Genomic DNA, 18,305 nt, shown 5'->3' on the forward strand with positions numbered 1-18,305 from the left:
TTTGAAGAGAGCATCGCTCTCAGAAGACCGGAACAGAACCGGGACAGGTCCAAGAAGGTTCTTGGCGATCGTATGCGCGTGCGGCGGAGATTTACTGGCAGTGGCGAGATCGAGCTTGAGCGCAACGTCTCCTCTAAACGTGCTGCGCTTGACGGAGGTAAGCTGTTCGGCGACCGCCGCCTGAAAGGCGGTGCGATCCACGGCCGACATCTTCTTCGATTGGGGCTCGATGTCGTCGATACTGATGCGGACGCGCCGCTTGCGCCGTTGCGTGTACCGGGCTGATGCCCCGGCGTCGCTCGCCATGAAACTTTTGATATCGCTCAACGCCGTCTATATCCCACCGATTGGAGAACTCCTGTTCGTCGACACTAGATAAAGTTATCATCGTCGTGACAGTGGTATTTTGAGAAGTTGTTTGCGTCGGGCGCGGCGGTTAAGGGGCTGCTTCGCCGATCACTCCACCAATAGATGCCGAAAGGTCGAAGGTTTTTTCGCCAAAAATTTCCCTGCGAAATCAACACCGTAGATTTTTGACGGTATTACAAGCGGTATTTCGCAATGAGATTTATTATTTTCACAATGAAAACAGTATGTTATGCTGCTTAACGACAATAGAGTGGGAATGATTTTGACCCATCCGAACACCGCCGACCATGCGCCAAGTCTCTTTATAACCGATTGAAGTAACGAAATAAAATGACAGAGATCTATCGCCGTCCATAGCGGAGCAAGCCTCCGGATTGACCGTATGGCGACGCTTGTCGCATCGGCAGAATACAGATACCGTCACGGCTCAGAAAGCCTGTGGCGGTATTTATTCAGACTTAATTCATTGAAAATAAATGGAAATTTTATGCGCAGAGAGGTCGATTTTGCCCTGGTGCATATTCTATGGCTCTCTCGCGTTTTCTGAACGATTTCGGAGGGTCCAATGCTGACCGACATGGGCACCAAAGCCATGAAACCAAAGGGTAAATCTTAAAATTTACTAACCTTGCCGGTATTTACGTCGTGGTGCAGCCATCGGGATCGGCCATGTTCCGTTACGGCGACCGGATGAAGGACCTCCGCGAAAATGGGGCGGTCGACCTATCTCTGGCGCTTGCGCGGGAGAAGCTGATCGATGCGCAGCGTGCCTTTCTGGAAGGGCGGTCGCCCGCTCAAGAGAAGCAGCGCGAAAAGCGCCGTATCAGGGAAGCAAAGAGCTGCGGCGCGTTTGGCGAGCGCTGGTTACAAGAGCACCGGATGGCGGAAAGCACCGGTGCGATGCCCCTGACAGGCTCGATCAGGGTTTGCAGACCATTGGTCAGCGCGACATTCTCAGGGTCGCCCATGTCAGGGCTGGTGAACACCAGATTCGGGCTTTGCGCCCTCACCTGCGGCAGGAGCGTCTGGCCCTCAGCCTGCCAGGTCCTGCCGGAACATTTGCCGGAGTGCCGCAGAGCAAGGGGCGACACAGCGGTGACCGCCAGCCGCGTGGCTGATGCGGCGCAAAGTCTGGTCGCTCTGCAGACCCGCCCGCGACCTGCGCGTGATCATCTCGGACTGCGGCGCGAAATGCTCGGCAGCCAGATGGCAAAACTGCCGCCGATGAACTCCACCCTGATCATGCGCGTCCCCGCGTGAGGGAAACACCGGCCAGGGCCTCGCGCCCTGCCAGGGCCAGACGGATAGGGCTGCGGCCACAGGCCCGGCACAGCTCCGCCTCAGCCAATTCCAGACGTCAGCCGATTGTGCCCCGCCGCGTCAGCCAGTGGCTTCCGGATTATCGGCAAGACCAGGCCCGGCATCGCCCTGTCGCTGTCCCGCATGATCGAACCACCAGCACATCATGTCGGATGCGGCGCGATGCGGGCTGTCCCCGGGACTGGCGGACAGGCGCTCCGCCCGCTCACAGGTCAGCCCGGCGATCAGCATGGCACCGGTTGCACCATGCCCAAGATGTGCCGAGATAACGCGGTCGATCAGCCAGGGATTCAGCTCGCTTTCATCCGCGCAATCCGGATTGGCGATGATCTCGGCCAGCCGATCCCGTTTCGCATCTTCACTGGCGATGATCCGCGCGACCTCGGTGCGAAAGGCGGCCTCGGTCGCGATATAGGCGTCCAGCGCCGGAAGCGATTTCTGCGCAGGTTTCTTCAGCCTGAGATGGCCACCGGTATAAAGCGCTTTCAGAACCTTTGCCCCGACAGGCGAAGTCATCGCAACATGGGCATCGAGAAAGGCCAGCTCTTTGTCATCCGCAGAGAGACGCGTTGACAGGGGCCGCCCGTCAAGCACCGCCCTTCGCAGCATCGCCAGTGCCGGCGTGCGATGAATGTTCGGGATCAGGTCGATCACCGAAAGGGCAGGTTTCATAAGTGCCCGGATATCCCAAAGCATGATCTCTACCCCCATGTCATCGCGAGACGCCTGTGTAGCGCGTTCAGGCGGTCCGCGTCCACCCGGACTGCGGCGCACCGGCATGTGGGCTCGTCTGATCAGGCGAAGTGCTGCAAACACCCGACAGAGCCGGGTCGGGTGGAAAAAACATGCCGGCTCTGCAACGCCAGGCTTGCATTGGTCCCGGGCGACAGACATGCAGGCAGGTGTGAAACATGTCTCCGATCAGATCCCGCCCGCCCAAATCGGCCCAGCCCTGAGTGGCCCTGCTCTGAGCGATCCGGCATTGGCTGCTCTGGGCTGGTCCGCCTTCTTTGCTGATCAGCTCGGCGAGGAGGAGGCAGGGCTGGTGCCGGTGCGAGTGGCGAGCGTCCACCGCGCCAGGATGACGGCGCAATCTGTCGCAGGCCCGGTCCGGCTTGTCCTGCCGCCCCGCGCCAATACCGCAGATTATGCAGTGGGCGACTGGATCCTGACAGAGGCCGGAACCAGGATGCTGGTGCGCAGGCTCGACCGGCAGACCCTGCTGCAAAGGCGCAGCGATGGCGGCGGGGCGCCACAGCTGATCGCCGCGAATGTCGATACGCTGTTCATCGTCACCTCCTGCAATGATGATTTCAGCCCGGCGCGGCTGGAACGCTATCTCGCCGTCGCCAATGAGGCCGGAACCACGCCGGTTATCGTGCTGTCCAAGGCCGATCAGATCGCGGATCCGGGCGCGTTTCGCGATCAGGCTGTCGCATTGCAGCGCGGAGTGCAGGCGGTCTGGCTGGATGCCACATCGCCTGATGCGGCCCGGGTGCTGGCGCCATGGCTTGGCGCCGGTCAGACGGTGGCCCTAGTCGGTTCGTCAGGGGTGGGAAAGTCGTCCTTGCTGAATACGCTTGCGGAAAAAACCGGCGAGGATGCGCAGCTGACGGGCAGCATCCGCGAGGATGACGCAAAGGGGCGCCACACCACGACCTCGCGCTCGCTGCATGCGATTGCCGGCGGGGCGATGGTGATCGATACGCCCGGCATCCGGTCGCTCTATGTCAGCGATCTGTCCACCGGGCTGGATCAGCTGTTTGCCGAAATCGCAGAACTCACCCCCGAATGCCGCTTTCGCGACTGCACCCACGGCCATGAGCCGGGCTGCGCGGTGCTGGCCGCCGTCAAGGCCGGAAGGCTCGACCCTGCCCGCCTGGATCGCTGGCGCAAGCTGCATGAAGAGAACCTCTCGAATACCCCGGTTCTGACCGGCCCGCGCGGCAACAAAACCGCGCGTCCAGGTGGTAAGCGCCGCTGACTACCCTGCCGGCAGGCGCAGATCCCAGGCGCCCTGGGTGGCGCAGCCATGCAGGCACTTGCGCCGCCGCTGCGCCGCGTCCCCTCTCCTGGATCGGGCGGCCTCTCCCTTCTTCGCGACGACATCGGGATGGCGCGCACCACCGGATCGGGCGAGCCGGTGAGGAAGGATCAGGGCAGAAGGCGGAGGGGCGTGGAATGGCCGCACGTCTGGCGGCTCCAGGCGCCGGCTCCGGCACAGGATCTGCAAAGACACCGCAGTAAATCCCCGGAAATCCCCCGAAATCCGCGCTGCCTGGGACAGCGCCGTTGATGGTGCCTGCGAGGCCCGCAAATGCCATGAAGTCATTGCCCCTGGTGGTGCTATTGCCATCCTCCCCCGTCGCAAGAACGCCAGAGCCCTGCAAAAAGCCGGCCAAGAACCGCGAGGCCCGGCACGCCGCATCGGCCCGGCTATCTGGCGATGATGGAGCGATTGCCACCGCAAGGCCAGGTCGTACCGAAGATCCAGGGCCTCCACTCGCCCGGCCAATGCCAGAGCGCACGGCTTCCCCACTGCGGCACAGCCAGCACGGAAGGCGCGGGACAAGTCCGCCGGGGAAAAGCGGAATTCCGGCGCTCACCTAATTTAGCCCACCTGGCCGTGGGCGCGCCACTGGCCGCAATCCCGGGAGGACCGATGCCGATTTTGACATGCCGCCCTGCCGAACATCGCAGAGGTCTCCGACCCCGTCGGGAACCCCAGGGGCCAGGCTGATCTGCCGGATCTTCTGCCAATACAGGCGCCGGAAATGTCGACCGTACAAAAGGGTAAGCCAGAGATGGGCGAAGCCATTGAGATGGCGCGTCGCCCGAGCCGCAAGCCAGCAATGCCACCAGCCTGCCGGTTCAGGCCCCCGCAAAGGCAGTGGCCTAAGCGCCGGTGAGAAAGGCGGAACCTGCCATGACCCGGAACGCGATCCGTCGGTTCAGGGTTTTACACCATGTTTCAGTCAGGGATTGTGAAATGGTGCCCCCAGAGAGATTTGAACTCCCGACCTTCGGTTTACAAAACCGCTGCACTACCGCTGTGCTATAGGGGCCACAGAGCGATGATGTAGCAACTCCCGCCCGCAGGTGCAAGCCGGAGCGCTGTCTGCGAACCGGTGCTTTAAGCCGGATCTGGCTGGCGTGCAGTGGTTTGCCGGAGGCGCCGCAGCCCCGATTGGTCGCAAGGACCGGCCCGCGCGGGGCGCGCCGGTGCGGTATGGGCCAGAATCGGTCCGGGCAGGTCGCTCTGCGGCGGCATCCTGGCAGTGCAAAGACCGGCTTGCTGCTGTCCAGGCCAGCTGTCCCGGTCGGCCCTGTGGCGGCCCTCTGTGGCAGCCCCCTGTGGCGGCCGCCTGTGGCGCGCGCCCCGGTACCGGCTGTCCGGGCCGGGTTTTGGGCTTTGGCTGGCGGTGCATGTGGTGATGGATCGGCCAAGCCCGGCCCCGGCCCTCATTCCCGCAACTTCTCACAAACGCCTTAAGACAAACGCATTTGCCACAGGCTATCGTGCTGTATATGGGAAGAAAGCAGGCTGTCCGACTGGCGCGGGCGGCGAGGATGGCAGCGGGAGCCCCGATCCGAATCATGCGCATTGTCTACCACCTGGGTGCGCATTGCACCGATGAGGAGCGGCTTATCCGTTGCCTGCTGAAGAATCGGTCGGTTCTGGCAGAACAGGGGATCCATGTGCCGGCTCCGACCCGCTACCGGCGGCTCCTGCGCGATACGGCGGTCCAGCTGCGCGGCGCACCGGCCAGTGTCGAGACCCAGGCGCTGGTGATCGAACAGATCATGGATGATGACACCGCCGGGCGACTGATCCTCAGCTGGGACAGTTTCCTTGCCTTTCCGCAATGGGCGCTGCGGGGCCGGCTCTATGGTTTTGCCGGGGAACGCATCCGGGCCTTTACCCAGATCTTCCCCCATATCGAGGCCGAATTCTTTCTTGCGATCCGCAATCCCGCCACCTGGCTGCCGGCGCTTTATGAGAAGCAAAGGAACAGCCGCAGCTATGAGGAATTCATCGAGGGCACCGATATCAGCCAGCTGCGCTGGTCGGATGTGGTCAGCCAGATTACGGCCGAAAACTCCGGGGCGCCGCTGACGATCTGGTGCGACGAAGACACGCCGCTGATCTGGCCGGAGGTGTTGCAGGCGGTGGGCGGCTACAGCGATGACACCCGGCTGGAGGAGACTGACGAGCTTTTGTCGCTGATCATGGCCGGGGACGGTCTGACGCGGCTGCGCAATTACCTTGCAAGCCACCCGCCGGCTTCGGTCAGCCAGCGCCGCCGGGTGGTTTCGGCCTTTCTCGACAAATTCGCGATGGCGGAGCGGATCACCATGGAATTCGCCCTGCCCGGCTGGACGCAGGAAACCGTTGACCGGCTGACCCGGACCTATCTCGAAGATATCGAACTGATCCGCAACATGCCCGGCGTCACACTGATCAGCCCCTGAGCTCAGCCCGTGAGCGGACGCACCGGAGCGGACGCACCTGGCCAGGCCCGGCGATCTCTTGCCCGATCGAAGCGGGCGATCGGCAATCGGGTGCCGGTGCCATGGCGCGAGGCGGCGGCAGGCTTGACCGGGGTGACACCTGCAGCGCCAGATCTGACACATTGCGCCCCCTTTACTCCGGGGGAGCGCCGGATTTACATTTACAGCCCCTGACAGCGGGAAAGTGGAGCGCGATGAGGCAAGTGAGGCAATCCGGGGCGAGATCCGGGGCCTGGGTGGCGACCCGCCTCCAGGGTTGCAGCTTTGGCATTCCTGATCCCGGCTTTGATGGTTCAGGTGACTGCCGCGACCCTTCGCCTTACCGCTCTGGCATCCTGGGCCTTTTGGGCGGGGCGGCGCTCTTCTGGGCACTCGCAGTGATCACAGCCGGATCATCGGTTGCCGCCACGCCCTGGCCTTTCGAAGGGGTCTGGGATTGCGAGGTCGGGACTTTCACCTTTACCGGCAGCGATTATGACAGCGGTGAAGCGCCGATGCCCATCGTCGATATCGCCCCCGAAGGCGATACATTCACCCTGACTTTCGAGGATAATTACCAGCTCTCGCTGGCGATGAACCCCGATGGCACCATGACCTGGTTTTCCCCGGTCAGCGGCGACAGCTTTCTGTGCCGCCGCACGCCTTAGCCGCCCCTCCCGGATCGGGCGGCACTAAAGCGCCGCGCCGCATTCGCCTGAGGAGCGCTTTTCTTCCCCGCGCCGCACCGCTATTCCTTGCAGGGAACCGACCAAAGCAGGGAGTGCAAGATGAGTTCGGAAATCAATCGCTATGGCGTGGGCGCGCGTATGTCCGAGGGCGTGTCTTACAATGGCATCATCTGGCTTGCGGGTCAGGTCGGGAACCCCGGCGACTCGGTTGCGGATCAGACCCGCACCTGCCTTGCAGAAGTGGACCGGATCCTTGCGGCTGCCGGCACCGACAAGACCCGCATCCTGTCGACCCAGATCTGGCTCGCCGATATGGCGGATTTCGCCGAGATGAATTCGGTCTGGGACACCTGGGTGCCGCAGGGCAATACCCCGGCGCGCGCCACCGGCGAGGCGAAGCTGGCGACGCCGGATTACCGCGTCGAGGTCATCGTGACCGCTGCGCTGAAGTGAGCGAAAGAAGAAGGGGGGCTGTCTGCCCCCCTTCACCCCCCGAGGATATTTCGGGACAGAAAATGATCAGGCTTTGAGAAAGGCCACCAGCTGTGCGGTGGAGCCGTCTTTGCTTTCGGTGCCCTCTTTGCCTTCGAGCACCGGTTGCAGCGCGAGCGCCAGTTCCTTGCCGAGCTCAACCCCCCATTGGTCATAGGAATTGATCCCGAGGATCACGCCTTCGACAAAGACCCGGTGCTCATAGAGCGCGATGATCTGGCCGAGGACGAAGGGCGTCAGCAGGTCATAGGCGAGCGTTGTCGTCGGGCGATTGCCGGGGAAGACGCGGTGGCGGGCCTGGCGTTCCAGTTCGTCGCCGGTGAGGCCCTTTTTCGCCATGATGGCGCGGGCCTCGTCGAGCGAGCGGCCGCGCAGCAGCGCCTCGGATTGCGCAAGGCAATTGGCGACCAGCAGGAGGTGCTGATGCGCGAGATCGGGTTCATGCCCCTGGCGGCCGACGAGGAATTCGCAGGGGATCACCCGGGTGCCCTGGTGGATCAGCTGGTAAAAGGCGTGCTGGCCATTGGTGCCGGGCTCGCCCCAGACCACCGGGCCGGAATTGATGGTGAGCGAGGCGCCATCCAGCGCCACCGATTTGCCGTTTGATTCCATCTCGAGCTGCTGGAGATAGGCCGGCAGCCGCGACAGGCGCTGTTCATAGGGCAGCACGGCGCGGGTGGCGTAATCGCAAAGCTGGTTATGCCAGATGCCCACCAGCGCCAAGAGCACCGGCAGGTTCCGCGCGAAGGGCGCCTCAAGGAAATGCGTGTCCATCGCGCGGCCGCCGGCGAGGAACCGGTCGAAATCCTCAGGCCCGATCGCCAGCATCAATGCGAGGCCAATCGGCCCCCACATCGAATAGCGCCCGCCGACCCAGTCCTCGAAACCGAACACCCGTTCAGGTGCGATGCCATAAGCGGCGGTTTTGTCACCAGCGGTCGAAACGGCGGCAAATTGCGCGGCCGGGTCTTTGACCACGCGGCCCATCCAGGCCTTTGCAGTATCCGCATTGGTCATGGTCTCGATGGTGGTAAAGGTCTTGGAGGCGACGATCACCAGGGTCGTTTCCGGGTTCAGCCCGGACAGGGTGTCATGGATATGGGCGCCGTCCACATTCGAGACGAAATGCGCGCGCGGCCCGTCGGCATAGGGCGCCAGCGCCAGAGCCGCCATGGCCGGGCCAAGATCCGAGCCGCCGATGCCGATATTGACGACATCGGTAATCCTGCCGCCCTGCCCCTGATATGCGCCCGACCGGACCTGTTCCGCGTAAGCCGCCATGCGCCTGCGGGTCGCGGTGATGTCGGGGATCACATCCTGGCCATCGACCAGAATGCGGTGCTCTTCGCCCGCACGCAAGGCGACATGCAGCACCGCCCTGCCCTCGGTCTCATTGATCTTCTTGCCGGAAAACATCGCGGCGCGCTTGTCCGCGACCCCCGACGCCGTGGCCAGCGCCAGCAGAAGATCGCGGCCCTCAATGTCGATATTGGTCTTTGACCAGTCGAACAAAAGCCCGTCGGCCTTCGCAGAAAAGCCCGCCGCCCGCGCCGGATCCGCATTGAACAACGAGAGGATCCGGCGCTCTGCCACTTTCGCATGATGCGCTTTCAGCGCCTGCCACTTATCCATTTTCTGCCCTTCCGGTCTTTTGCGTCATTCGGCCCAATGCACCTCGGCATGATCCAGAACAGCCCGGATCGGCGCCTCGGTTGCGGGCAGTCCTGCCGCCTTTTCAATCGCTTCCCGCTTTGCCGCGCCGGTGATCAGCACATGGATATGCATGGCTGCGCGCAGGACCGGCGCGGTCAGGGTCACGCGGGGTTCTACCGCCGCATCCGAACGCATCGGCATCAGCAAGGGCGCATCCGGGGCCAGAGCCTCTGCCAGACGGTCGGCACCGGGGAAGAGTGATGCGGTATGCATATCGCCCCCCATGCCCAGAAGCAGCACCGAGATCGGCAATGCCGGCGCGAGGCCGGCCTCCAGCGCGGGGATGCCCTCTTCCGGCGTGTCGGTCGCGGTGTAAAGCGGGATCAGTTTCGCATTGGCGGCGCGGCCCTGAAGCAGGCGCTCGCGCAGGAGCCTTGTATTCGAGCGGTCGGAATGTTCCGGCACCCAGCGTTCGTCATTCAGCACGACCGAGATCAGCCCCCAGTCGAGATCGACGCCCGAGAGGATGTCAAAGACCGGCCCCGGCGTGGTGCCGCCCGGCACCGAAAAGGTCGCGCGCCCATCGCGCCGGATGAATTCCCCAAGCTGCGAGGCAATGCGGTCCGCGAGTTGCAGATGCAGGAAATCGCGGTCGGGATAGGTGTTGAAATTCATGCCCCCATCCCCCGCCAGCGCCGCCCGTCCCGATGCATCAGCATCAGCGCATCCTCAGGACCAGAGGTGCCGGGATCATAGGTCTGGGGCCGGTCGCCGCGCGCCTCCCAGTCCTGGATGATCGGGTCGGTCCAGGCCCAGGCCGCCTCGACCTCATCGCCGCGCATGAAGAGAGTCTGATTGCCACGGATCACATCCATGATCAGCCGTTCATAGGCGTCAGGCACGTCTTCCAGGCTGTCTTTCAGCGCCTCGGCGAAAGACATATCCAGCGGCACCTGGGTCAGGCGCATGCCACCCGGCCCCGGCTCTTTGATCATCACCTTGAGGTTCATCCCCTCATCGGGTTGCAGCCGGATCACCAGCACATTGTCGCGCCAGCCGGCGTGATCGTCGAAAATCGAATGGGGTGGTTCCTTGAAGGTGATCGCAATCTCGCTTTCGCGCGAGCGCAACCGCTTGCCGGTGCGCAGATAGAAGGGCGTGCCCTTCCAGCGCCAGTTCGAGATATTCACCTTCAGCGCGATATAGCTTTCGGTGCGGGAGGCCGGATTTTCGGCATGTTCGAGATAGCCCGCCTCGCCGCCACCGGCGAGATACTGGCCGCGCACGATATCTTCGGGGCGCACGGGATCGAGCGCCCGGATCACCTTGAGCTTTTCATCGCGCACGGCATCGGGGTCGAAATGATAGGGCGGCTCCATCGCGATCAGGCACAGAAGCTGCATGATATGGTTTTGCACCATATCGCGCATCGCCCCGGATGTGTCGTAATAGGCACCGCGCCCGTCCACGCTGACGGTTTCCGCCACCGTGATCTGCACATGGTCGACATATTCCGACTTCCACAGAGGTTCGAACAGGATATTGGCAAAGCGCACCGCCATCAGATTCTGCACGGTTTCCTTGCCGAGATAATGGTCGATCCGGTAGATCTGGCGTTCCTCGAAATGCCGGGCCAGCGCCGCGTTCAGCGCTTTGGCCGAGGCCAGATCGCGGCCGAAGGGTTTTTCCACCACGATCCGCGCATCGGGGCCCGCGATATCGTTGCTGGTCAGCCGTTCGGCAATCGCGCCAAAGAGCGAGGGCGCCACCGAGAAATAGAAGGCCTGAACCACATCGGGGCGGATCAGCGCCTTGAGATCCTTCCAGCCGCGTTCGCCCGTCGCATCGATCGCGACATAGCCAAGCCGGTCCAGAAACCCCCTGATCGCCGCCTCGTCGCGTTTCGCTTCGGGGACGAATTCGGCAATGGCGCCGGCGACGAAATCGCGAAACTCCGCCTCGGTCAGATCGGCGCGCGCGGCACCGATCACGCGGGCCTCGGGCAGGATCTGCCCCGCCAGCCAGCGCAGATAAAGGCCAGGAAGGATCTTCCGGCGGGCAAGGTCACCCGTACCACCGAAGATCACAAGATCGAAAATCTCGACCGGAATGACGCGCGAAGCCATGGAATCCCTGTCTTTTCTGATCACGGCCCGGTGCGGCTGCCATCACGGCTTCGCAGGACCGTTAGCGCTAACGATACGATGCCAGCCTTCTAACGGCCACGCAATGCCATGTCTAGCACCGGATTGGGCTCTGGCAAATGCCGGCTTTGCCCGCCGCTCATTCCAGCCGGTCCGGAAAACCTTCGGCGCGTAAATCCGTGGCAAGCAGTTCTTCCAGAAGTTTCACGATCTGGGTCGATTGCGCCTGGCCACCAAAGGCCGCACGCCCGCGCAGGAAGGTCTGGTTGACCTGCGAGGCCAGATCCAGCGGCACGCCGAATTCGCGGCCAAATCCGATGGCAAAGCCCAGATCCTTCAGCGCCAGGTCCATCGAGAAGCCGACATCGTAACTGCCATTCAGGATCAGCTGGCCCTCGGTCTCATGCACGAAAGAGCTGCCCGATGAGGCCGCGATCGCTTCCCAGGCGGTTTTCAGGTCAAGCCCGCCGCGTTTCGCGAGCATCAATGCCTCGCCATCGGCGACGAGATGGATGAAGGCCAGCATATTGGTGATCACCTTGATCACCGCCGCAGAGCCAAGCGGCCCCATATGGAAAATCTTGCCGCCGATCACCTCAAGCGCCGGGAAATGCAGATCGTAAAGATCGCGGTCACCGCCTGCCAGCACGGTGATCTCGCCTTTCGCGGCCAGATGGACCCCGCCGGTCACCGGCGCCTCCATCATCCGCACGCCCGCACTGCGCGCAAGCCCCGCAAGCCGCAGCACATCATCGCGCCCGAGCGTTGAATTCTCGATCCAGCTCGATCCGGGCTTCATGAAAGGCAGCATCTGCGCCAGCACGGTTTCCGAGGCCTGGGGCGAGGGCAGACAGGTGAAAACATGGTCAACCTGTTGCGCGAGATCCTCAAGCGATCCGACACGGTCGCCGCCTTTGCCGCAAAGCCGGTCAACGGCTGCCGGATCGCGATCCCAGACCGTGACATCGAACCCCGCCCTGAGCAGGCTTGCCGCCAGGTGCCCGCCGAGATTGCCCAGACCAACATAGCCATAGCGCATGGCCGCTCCTCCGGATGATAAAAGGCGGGGGAAACGCCCCCCGCCAGACCAGTCAACCCCGCTGCCCCGGGACATTCAAGGGTTGTCCGCTGCACATCTGCTATGCGCCCCCGGAAGAGTTTCTCCCGGGGGCGGGTTCAACGCCTCGTTCAGGCGCCCCAGCCGACCACGCCCTTGATTTCACAGAAATCATGGATGCCCCAATCGGCATATTCGCGCCCGTTACCGGATTGCTTATAGCCCCCGAAGGGCGCGAATGTGTCCCAGTCCGGGTAGTTGAGGTTCACCGTCCCGGCCCGCAGCCGTCGCGCGATAGGTTTGGCCTCTTCAACGGGGCCGGCGATATAGGCGGCAAGGCCATAGGGCGTGTCATTCGCCATCCGGACCGCATCGTCGATACTGTCATAGGGCAGGATCGCCAGCACCGGCCCGAAGATCTCTTCGCGCGAGATGGTCATCTCATTGGTGACATCGCCGAAGATGGTCGGCTGTACATACCAGCCGCGATTGACACCCTGAGGCCGCCCGGTCCCACCGCTGATCAGCGTCGCGCCCTCGTCGATGCCGGCCTGGATCAGGCGCTGCACCTTGTCATATTGCAGTTTCGAGATCAGCGGCCCCATCGTGGTCGCAGCATCGGTCGTCGCCCCGATCACCACTTCGTCAGCGGCCTCTTTCGCGGCGGCATAGGCAGCTGCTGTCGCGGCGCGCGGCACGAACATCCGCGTCGGCGCATCGCAGCTTTGCCCGGTATTGGCGAAACAGCCCGCAACGCCCGCCTTCACCGCCTCATGGATATCGGCCGAAGGCAGGATGATATTCGGACTTTTGCCACCGAGTTCCTGCGCGACACGTTTGACCGTCGGCGCCGCAGCGGCGGCAATCGCGGTGCCCGCCCGGGTCGATCCGGTGAAGCTCACCATATCCACCTCGGGATGCGAGGACATCCGCGCGCCCACGACCGGCCCCACGCCATTCACCAGGTTGAAGACCCCCGCCGGCACCCCGGCCTCATGGCAGACTTCCGCGAATAAAAGCCCCGAAAGCGGCGCGATTTCCGACGGTTTCAGCACCATGGTGCAGCCTGCGATCAGCGCCGGCGCCACCTTGCAGGCAATCTGGTTCATCGGCCAGTTCCAGGGCGTGATCAGGGCGCAGACGCCGATCCCCTCCATCACGATGCGGGTATCGCCGCGCATATATTCCCAGACCATCTCTTCGGCGGCTTTGATGGTCGATTCGATATGAACCTGCCCCGCCCAGGCCTGCGCGCCGCGCGCCCATTCAATCGGCGCGCCCATCTCGGTCGACATCGCCTGGGCAAAGTCCTCATAGCGCGCATTATAGACCTCGAGGATCTTTTTCACGAGCGCGATGCGCTCGGCCACCGGCACCACCGTCCAGGCATCAAACGCCGCCCGCGCCGCCAGAATCGCCCGATCTGCATCCGCCTCGGTGCCAAGCGCGATCTCGCCGACGATTTCCTCGGTTGCCGGGTTCTCGACCCCGGCTTTCGTGGCCCCGGGCAGCGGATCAACCCAGCCGCCATTGATATAGAATTGCCCCAGATGCTTTGAGATCGCCATATCATCCTCCTGTCATTGCAACGGCGGTGCCTTGGCAGCGCCACCTTTTGGCGCAGCTTGCGGTGGATTACCCCCTCGCGCAAGCTCAGCGGAACGCCATATTGAGCCGCACCCGCAGGGGGGCGTCGATCTGCGGATCAATCCCGCCGCCGGCTTTGGCACGGATCCCGTTCTGCCTCGCCATCGCCCGGTCGAGCAGCGCCGGCCTGCCAACCACGCTCCATTCCTTCGGGCATATCCGGTTGCCGGTTTTCGGACAGACATATTCGGTCTGCATCAGCCGCAATGCCTGATCGGGGCCCAGATAATGCCCTGGCCCGCCCACCCAGGCCTCTTTCATCACCTTAATCGAGTTGCTGTCCGGAGTCACATCAATGCTGTTCTCAAGCCGCATGATCCGGTCCGGAGTGTCATCGCCCGACAGCAGGTTTAGGAGACAAATGCCCAGAGGGAAGGCTCGCATCCCCACCGTTTCATAATACATTTTCAGCCCGGAAAGCTCGGCCAGGATATTGTCGATGTTACCCATCAGCCGCGCCGCATCAGAAAGATACGTGGGCGGTGGAATCGGGGTAATCCGGCGTCACAGAAGCGACGACATCCACCGCAGCAGCAGCTGTACCGAAGTACACATTGCTCCCCGAGAGCAGCAGGTCATGTTTCGCATCGCGTGCCAGAAGAGTGACGTTGCGCGCCGCCCCTGCCAGCGTAGCCCCGAACAGCGCGCGCGAGAAACGGATGCGCCGGTCACTGCCCGGGATCACCCCGGCCCCGGTCAGGATTGCGGCGCGCGACTCCGGCGCATTTGACAGGCCGATAACCTCTGGCGCGGACTGGTAGACCATCTCCAGCCCGGCATCCGTCAGAGGCCTGTTTTGCCCCCGGTTCATCCCAGGCCTTATCGGGCGCATATCTTCTGACACATGCGCTGCCCGTGCCGACACGCGTACCGCCGGTATACCCGCCCGCCTCAGACGGCGACCGGCATCCGAGCCAGTCGCCCCCCATTCATGATCCATGCTTCTGAGCCCACTGCGTGAACTGATATAGGTGCAGCAACAGGCCTGCCCCGGGCCATCGGCCGGCGCGGGGCCGATTTCATTCCTGCGACGCGCCTCGCAGAAGCAGCGCGTCGATCTCATCCCCCGGGGCCGTGGCACTGAGCGGCGCGAAGCTTCCCTCACCCAGCATCGCAGCCGTCGCGTCCCGGATCGCGGCATGGGTCAGCCGCGCGATCTGGCTGCCGGTCGAGATCCGCCGCACCCCCATGGCGGCAAGCTCTGTCACCGTCATCGCCTTCAACGGTCCCGCCGCCAGCGCATTGACCGGCGCCCTGACCGCGGCCAGAACCTGCGCGAGCTCTGCCCGCCCCGGTGGCACCGGCAAATATAAAAGATCCGCGCCGGCCAGCTCAAAGGCCTGCAAACGGCGGATCCCCTCGGCCAGATCATAGGCCCCGTTCATCACCCCGTCGGCGCGGGCGCAGAACACGAAAGGCCGGCCAAGGGCGCGGGATGCGGCAACCCCTGCCCGCACCCGCTCCACTGCAAGCCCGAACTCATAGGCCGGGCTGCCCGCAACCATCCGGGTGTCCTCAACCGATATCCCCGAAAGCCCGACCTCTGCCGCCAGCCGCACGGTTTCGGCCACCACCTCCGGCGCATCGCCGAAACCGTTCTCGAAATCGCCCGAAACCGGCAGATCGGTGGCCGCGATCAGATCCGCCGCATGGGCCAGCGCCTCATCCCGGCTGACGCCCCCCATATCCGGCCGCCCGAGCGTGAAAGCATGCGCCGCCGACGACGTCGCCAGCGCCTGTGCCCCCAAAGCCGCCATCATCCGCGCCGATCCCCGGTCCCAGGGGTTCGGAATCACAAAACACCCCGAAAGGTGCAATGCCTCAAAAGCCTGATGTCGGGCCGCCAGCTTCATTTTCTGTCCTCATATATCCTCGGGGGGAGCCGAAGGCGCGGGGGGCAGACAGCCCCCCGTTCCCCGGGCGGTCACATCCGGATCCGCTCCGACTTCGGATCATACATCGGCGAAAGGCTCGCCACCGCTCTATGCCGCACCCCGGCGACTTCGATCTCATAGGCCGAGCCCAGCAGCTCCGCCTCGCTTTCGCCCTTGCAGGGCACATAGCCCATACCGATCGCACCGCCCAAAGCATGGCCATAATTGGCAGAGGTCACCGGCCCGACGATCTCTCCGTCGCGCACGATCGCCTCATTATGGAACAGGGACACCATCGGATCCTCGAGCCGGAACTGCATCATCCGCCGCGCCACCCCTTCGGCTTCGACGCGCAGCACCGCGTCACGCCCGATGAAATCCGGCTTTTTGATGCGCACGGCAAAGCCAAGCCCGGCCTCAAGCACGTGATCCTCATCGGTGATGTCATGGCCCCAGTGGCGGTAGCCCTTTTCGATCCGACAGGAATCCAGCGCATGCAGCCCGCAAAGCTTGAGCCCCAGATCCGCCCCCGCCGCCTCAAGCGCCTCGAAGACATGCGCGGTCTGGTCGCTTGACACATAAAGCTCCCAGCCAAGCTCGCCGACATAGGTCACCCGATGCGCCCGGGCGAGCCCGTAGCCGACCTCGATCTCGCGCATGGTCGCGAAAGGATGCGCCGTGTTCGAGAAATCATTCGGGCTGATCTTTTGCAGCAGCTCGCGTGACTTCGGCCCCATGACGCAAAGCACCGATTCCGCCGCCGTCACATCGGTGATCACCACGAATTCATCGCCGAGATGGCGGCGCAGCCAGGCCAGATCACGCTGCAGCGTCGCACCCGGCACCACCAGCATGAAGGCCCGCTCCGACAGCCGGGTCACGGTCAGATCGCTCTCGATGCCGCCCTTCTGGTTCAGCATCTGGGTATAGACGATGCGACCCGCCGCCACATCCATCTGGCCCGCACAGACGCGGTTGAGGAAACTCACCGCATCGCGCCCCTCGACCCGGATCTTGCCAAAGCTCGACATATCGAAAAGGCCGACATTCTCGCGCACGGCCATATGCTCGGCCTTCTGGTTCTCAAACCAGTTCTGCCGCCCCCAGGCGTAGCGATATTCCCGTTCCTGGCCGTCCTTTGCGAACCAGTTCGCCCGCTCCCAGCCCGCGACCTCGCCAAAGACCGCGCCGCGCGCCTTCAGATGCTCATGCAACGGCGTCCGCCGCACGCCCCGCGCGGTGACCACCTGGCGGTAGGGATAGTGATCGGCATAAAGCAGCCCCAGGGTCTCGGTCACCCGATCCTTCAGATAGCGGCGGTTCTTCTGGAACGGCTGTGCCCGGCGGATATCGACGTCCCAGAGATCGAACGGAGCCTCGCCGGTCGTGATCCATTCCGCCAGCGCCATGCCTGCGCCGCCCGAAGACACGATCCCGACCGAATTATAGCCTGCCGCCACCCAATAGCCGCCCAGCTCCGGCGCAGGGCCAAGGTAATAGCGATCATCGGGGGTAAAGCTTTCAGGGCCATTAAAGAAAGTGTGGATGCCGGCGGTCTGGAACATCGGCATCCGGTTCGCCGCATCCTCCAGAATGGGCGCGAAATGATCCCAGTCTTCGGGGAGGGTATCAAATTCGAAATCCTCGCGGATCCCCGCCATTCCCCAGGGCTTTGCCACCGGCTCGAAGGCGCCGACCATCATCTTGCCGGCATCGGTCTTGTAATAGGCGCATTCATCCGGCACCCGCAAAACCGGCATATCGGTGAGGCCCGCCACCGGCTCGGTCAGCAGGTAGAAATGCTCGCAGGCATGCAGCGGCAGCGTGACCCCCGACTGCGCCGCCAGATCGCGCCCCCACATGCCGCCGCAATTGATCACCACATCGGCGGCGATATGGCCCGGACCCTCCGGCCCCTCATAATCGACGCCCGTGACCTGGCGCTTGCCGCCCGGCGCCGGCCCCTCTGTCACGCCAGTGACCTTCACCCCCTCGATGATCTTCGCGCCGCGCATCCGCGCGCCTTTGGCCAAAGCCATGGCGATATTGGCCGGATCGCATTGGCCGTCTCCCGGCAGATGCACGCCGCCGATCACGCCGTCTGTGTTAAGATGCGGATACATCGCTTTGATTTCAGATGGAGAAATTTCGGTCACATCCACCCCGAAGATCCGCGCCACCGTCGCCTGGCGCAAGATCTCCTGCAACCGGTCGCCGGTCAGGGCAACGGTCATCGAGCCGACCCGTTTCAGGCCCGTCGCAACGCCGGTCTCTTCTTCCAGCCTGCCGTAAAGATCCGCCGAATATTTCGCGAGCCGCGTCATATTCTGATTGGCGCGCAGCTGCCCGATCAGCCCAGCCGCATGCCAGGTCGTCCCGGAGGTCAGCTTGCGCCGCTCCAGCAACACCACGTCCGTCCAGCCCGCCTTTGCCAGATGATAGGCCACCGAGCAGCCGGAAATCCCGCCCCCGATCACCACCGCCCGCGCCGTCTTCGGTACATCGACCACGATGTTACCCCTTCATTTTCTGTCTAAAAATATCCCGGGGGTTCCGGGGGCTGGCCCCC

The 18,305-nt window shown here is 63.5% G+C and carries 16 protein-coding genes and 1 tRNA gene; 5 read left to right on the forward strand and 12 right to left on the reverse strand.

The window, feature by feature from the left end:
* On the reverse strand, window positions 1-327 hold a 327-nt coding region (locus tag JC607_RS18825; protein ID WP_198838432.1), incomplete at its 3' end, for a hypothetical protein.
* Between the two features lie 711 nt (window positions 328-1,038).
* Here JC607_RS18825 and JC607_RS18830 point away from each other — a divergent pair.
* Window positions 1,039-1,629, forward strand: a complete 591-nt coding sequence (locus JC607_RS18830) for a hypothetical protein (RefSeq protein ID WP_198838433.1) — start codon at window positions 1,039-1,041, stop codon at window positions 1,627-1,629.
* 120 nt (window positions 1,630-1,749) lie between these two features.
* Here the strand turns inward: JC607_RS18830 and JC607_RS18835 are convergent, their stop codons facing one another.
* Entirely contained in the window at window positions 1,750-2,361 is a 612-nt protein-coding gene (locus JC607_RS18835; RefSeq protein ID WP_198838434.1) for a hypothetical protein, read from the reverse strand.
* Between the two features lie 220 nt (window positions 2,362-2,581).
* Between JC607_RS18835 and rsgA the strand changes: the two genes are divergently transcribed.
* Window positions 2,582-3,673, forward strand: coding sequence for a ribosome small subunit-dependent GTPase A (gene rsgA, locus JC607_RS18840; protein WP_198838435.1), 1,092 nt, complete (start codon window positions 2,582-2,584; stop codon window positions 3,671-3,673).
* A 1,006-nt stretch (window positions 3,674-4,679) separates the two neighbouring features.
* Here the strand turns inward: rsgA and JC607_RS18845 are convergent.
* Window positions 4,680-4,754: transfer RNA gene (locus tag JC607_RS18845), tRNA-Thr, on the reverse strand.
* A 532-nt stretch (window positions 4,755-5,286) separates the two neighbouring features.
* Here JC607_RS18845 and JC607_RS18850 point away from each other — a divergent pair.
* The 3 genes from JC607_RS18850 to JC607_RS18860 all read left to right on the forward strand — a co-directional run bounded on the left by JC607_RS18850 (window position 5,287) and on the right by JC607_RS18860 (window position 7,322).
* On the forward strand, window positions 5,287-6,162 hold the full coding sequence (locus tag JC607_RS18850; protein ID WP_198838436.1) for a hypothetical protein: 876 nt from the start codon (window positions 5,287-5,289) through the stop codon (window positions 6,160-6,162).
* Between the two features lie 275 nt (window positions 6,163-6,437).
* Complete coding sequence (locus tag JC607_RS18855) at window positions 6,438-6,848, forward strand: hypothetical protein (protein ID WP_198838437.1); 411 nt, start codon at window positions 6,438-6,440, stop codon at window positions 6,846-6,848.
* A 120-nt stretch (window positions 6,849-6,968) separates the two neighbouring features.
* Complete coding sequence (locus JC607_RS18860; protein WP_198838438.1) at window positions 6,969-7,322, forward strand: RidA family protein; 354 nt, start codon at window positions 6,969-6,971, stop codon at window positions 7,320-7,322.
* A 66-nt stretch (window positions 7,323-7,388) separates the two neighbouring features.
* Here the strand turns inward: JC607_RS18860 and pgi are convergent, their stop codons facing one another.
* The 9 genes from pgi to JC607_RS18900 form a co-directional block, all read right to left on the reverse strand.
* Complete coding sequence (gene pgi / locus JC607_RS18865; RefSeq protein WP_198838439.1) at window positions 7,389-8,993, reverse strand: glucose-6-phosphate isomerase; 1,605 nt, start codon at window positions 8,991-8,993, stop codon at window positions 7,389-7,391.
* Window positions 8,994-9,017: 24 nt separating this feature from the next.
* Window positions 9,018-9,689, reverse strand: coding sequence for a 6-phosphogluconolactonase (gene pgl, locus JC607_RS18870; protein ID WP_198838440.1), 672 nt, complete (start codon window positions 9,687-9,689; stop codon window positions 9,018-9,020).
* On the reverse strand, window positions 9,686-11,140 hold the full coding sequence (gene zwf, locus JC607_RS18875; protein WP_198838441.1) for a glucose-6-phosphate dehydrogenase: 1,455 nt from the start codon (window positions 11,138-11,140) through the stop codon (window positions 9,686-9,688). Before zwf ends, pgl begins: the two co-directional genes overlap by 4 nt.
* 157 nt (window positions 11,141-11,297) lie before the next feature.
* Window positions 11,298-12,197: an NAD(P)-dependent oxidoreductase gene (locus JC607_RS18880; RefSeq protein ID WP_198838442.1), complete on the reverse strand. Its 900-nt coding sequence runs from the start codon at window positions 12,195-12,197 to the stop codon at window positions 11,298-11,300.
* Between the two features lie 149 nt (window positions 12,198-12,346).
* Window positions 12,347-13,783: an aldehyde dehydrogenase family protein gene (locus JC607_RS18885; protein WP_198838443.1), complete on the reverse strand. Its 1,437-nt coding sequence runs from the start codon at window positions 13,781-13,783 to the stop codon at window positions 12,347-12,349.
* Between the two features lie 85 nt (window positions 13,784-13,868).
* On the reverse strand, window positions 13,869-14,312 hold the full coding sequence (locus tag JC607_RS25485) for a trimethylamine methyltransferase family protein (RefSeq protein WP_233093012.1): 444 nt from the start codon (window positions 14,310-14,312) through the stop codon (window positions 13,869-13,871).
* 13 nt (window positions 14,313-14,325) lie between these two features.
* Window positions 14,326-14,628 carry a hypothetical protein gene (locus JC607_RS25490; RefSeq protein WP_233093013.1) on the reverse strand — a complete coding sequence of 101 codons (303 nt, stop codon included), beginning with the start codon at window positions 14,626-14,628 and terminating at the stop codon, window positions 14,326-14,328.
* Between the two features lie 253 nt (window positions 14,629-14,881).
* Window positions 14,882-15,715 (reverse strand): oxaloacetate decarboxylase, encoded by an 834-nt coding sequence (locus tag JC607_RS18895; RefSeq protein WP_198838444.1) that lies wholly within the window; start codon window positions 15,713-15,715, stop codon window positions 14,882-14,884.
* Between the two features lie 71 nt (window positions 15,716-15,786).
* Window positions 15,787-18,246 (reverse strand): FAD-dependent oxidoreductase, encoded by a 2,460-nt coding sequence (locus JC607_RS18900; RefSeq protein ID WP_198838445.1) that lies wholly within the window; start codon window positions 18,244-18,246, stop codon window positions 15,787-15,789.
* Window positions 18,247-18,305: the final 59 nt, after the last annotated feature.

Source organism: Paracoccus sp. IB05 (genome assembly GCF_016405985.1).
Lineage (GTDB): Bacteria > Pseudomonadota > Alphaproteobacteria > Rhodobacterales > Rhodobacteraceae > Pseudogemmobacter.

What these genes read in the sequence shown, in the direction of transcription:
- JC607_RS25490 (WP_233093013.1), bottom strand. Translation starts at nt 14,628, where the DNA reads ATGGTCTACCAGTCCGCGCCAGAGGTTATCGGCCTGTCAAATGCGCCG.
- JC607_RS25485 (WP_233093012.1), bottom strand. Translation starts at nt 14,312, where the DNA reads ATGGGTAACATCGACAATATCCTGGCCGAGCTTTCCGGGCTGAAAATG.
- JC607_RS18835 (WP_198838434.1), bottom strand. Translation starts at nt 2,361, where the DNA reads ATGAAACCTGCCCTTTCGGTGATCGACCTGATCCCGAACATTCATCGC.
- JC607_RS18885 (WP_198838443.1), bottom strand. Translation starts at nt 13,783, where the DNA reads ATGGCGATCTCAAAGCATCTGGGGCAATTCTATATCAATGGCGGCTGG.
- JC607_RS18880 (WP_198838442.1), bottom strand. Translation starts at nt 12,197, where the DNA reads ATGCGCTATGGCTATGTTGGTCTGGGCAATCTCGGCGGGCACCTGGCG.
- JC607_RS18860 (WP_198838438.1), top strand. Translation starts at nt 6,969, where the DNA reads ATGAGTTCGGAAATCAATCGCTATGGCGTGGGCGCGCGTATGTCCGAG.
- zwf (WP_198838441.1), bottom strand. Translation starts at nt 11,140, where the DNA reads ATGGCTTCGCGCGTCATTCCGGTCGAGATTTTCGATCTTGTGATCTTC.
- JC607_RS18850 (WP_198838436.1), top strand. Translation starts at nt 5,287, where the DNA reads ATGCGCATTGTCTACCACCTGGGTGCGCATTGCACCGATGAGGAGCGG.
- pgl (WP_198838440.1), bottom strand. Translation starts at nt 9,689, where the DNA reads ATGAATTTCAACACCTATCCCGACCGCGATTTCCTGCATCTGCAACTC.
- pgi (WP_198838439.1), bottom strand. Translation starts at nt 8,993, where the DNA reads ATGGATAAGTGGCAGGCGCTGAAAGCGCATCATGCGAAAGTGGCAGAG.
- JC607_RS18830 (WP_198838433.1), top strand. Translation starts at nt 1,039, where the DNA reads ATGTTCCGTTACGGCGACCGGATGAAGGACCTCCGCGAAAATGGGGCG.
- JC607_RS18895 (WP_198838444.1), bottom strand. Translation starts at nt 15,715, where the DNA reads ATGAAGCTGGCGGCCCGACATCAGGCTTTTGAGGCATTGCACCTTTCG.
- rsgA (WP_198838435.1), top strand. Translation starts at nt 2,582, where the DNA reads ATGCAGGCAGGTGTGAAACATGTCTCCGATCAGATCCCGCCCGCCCAA.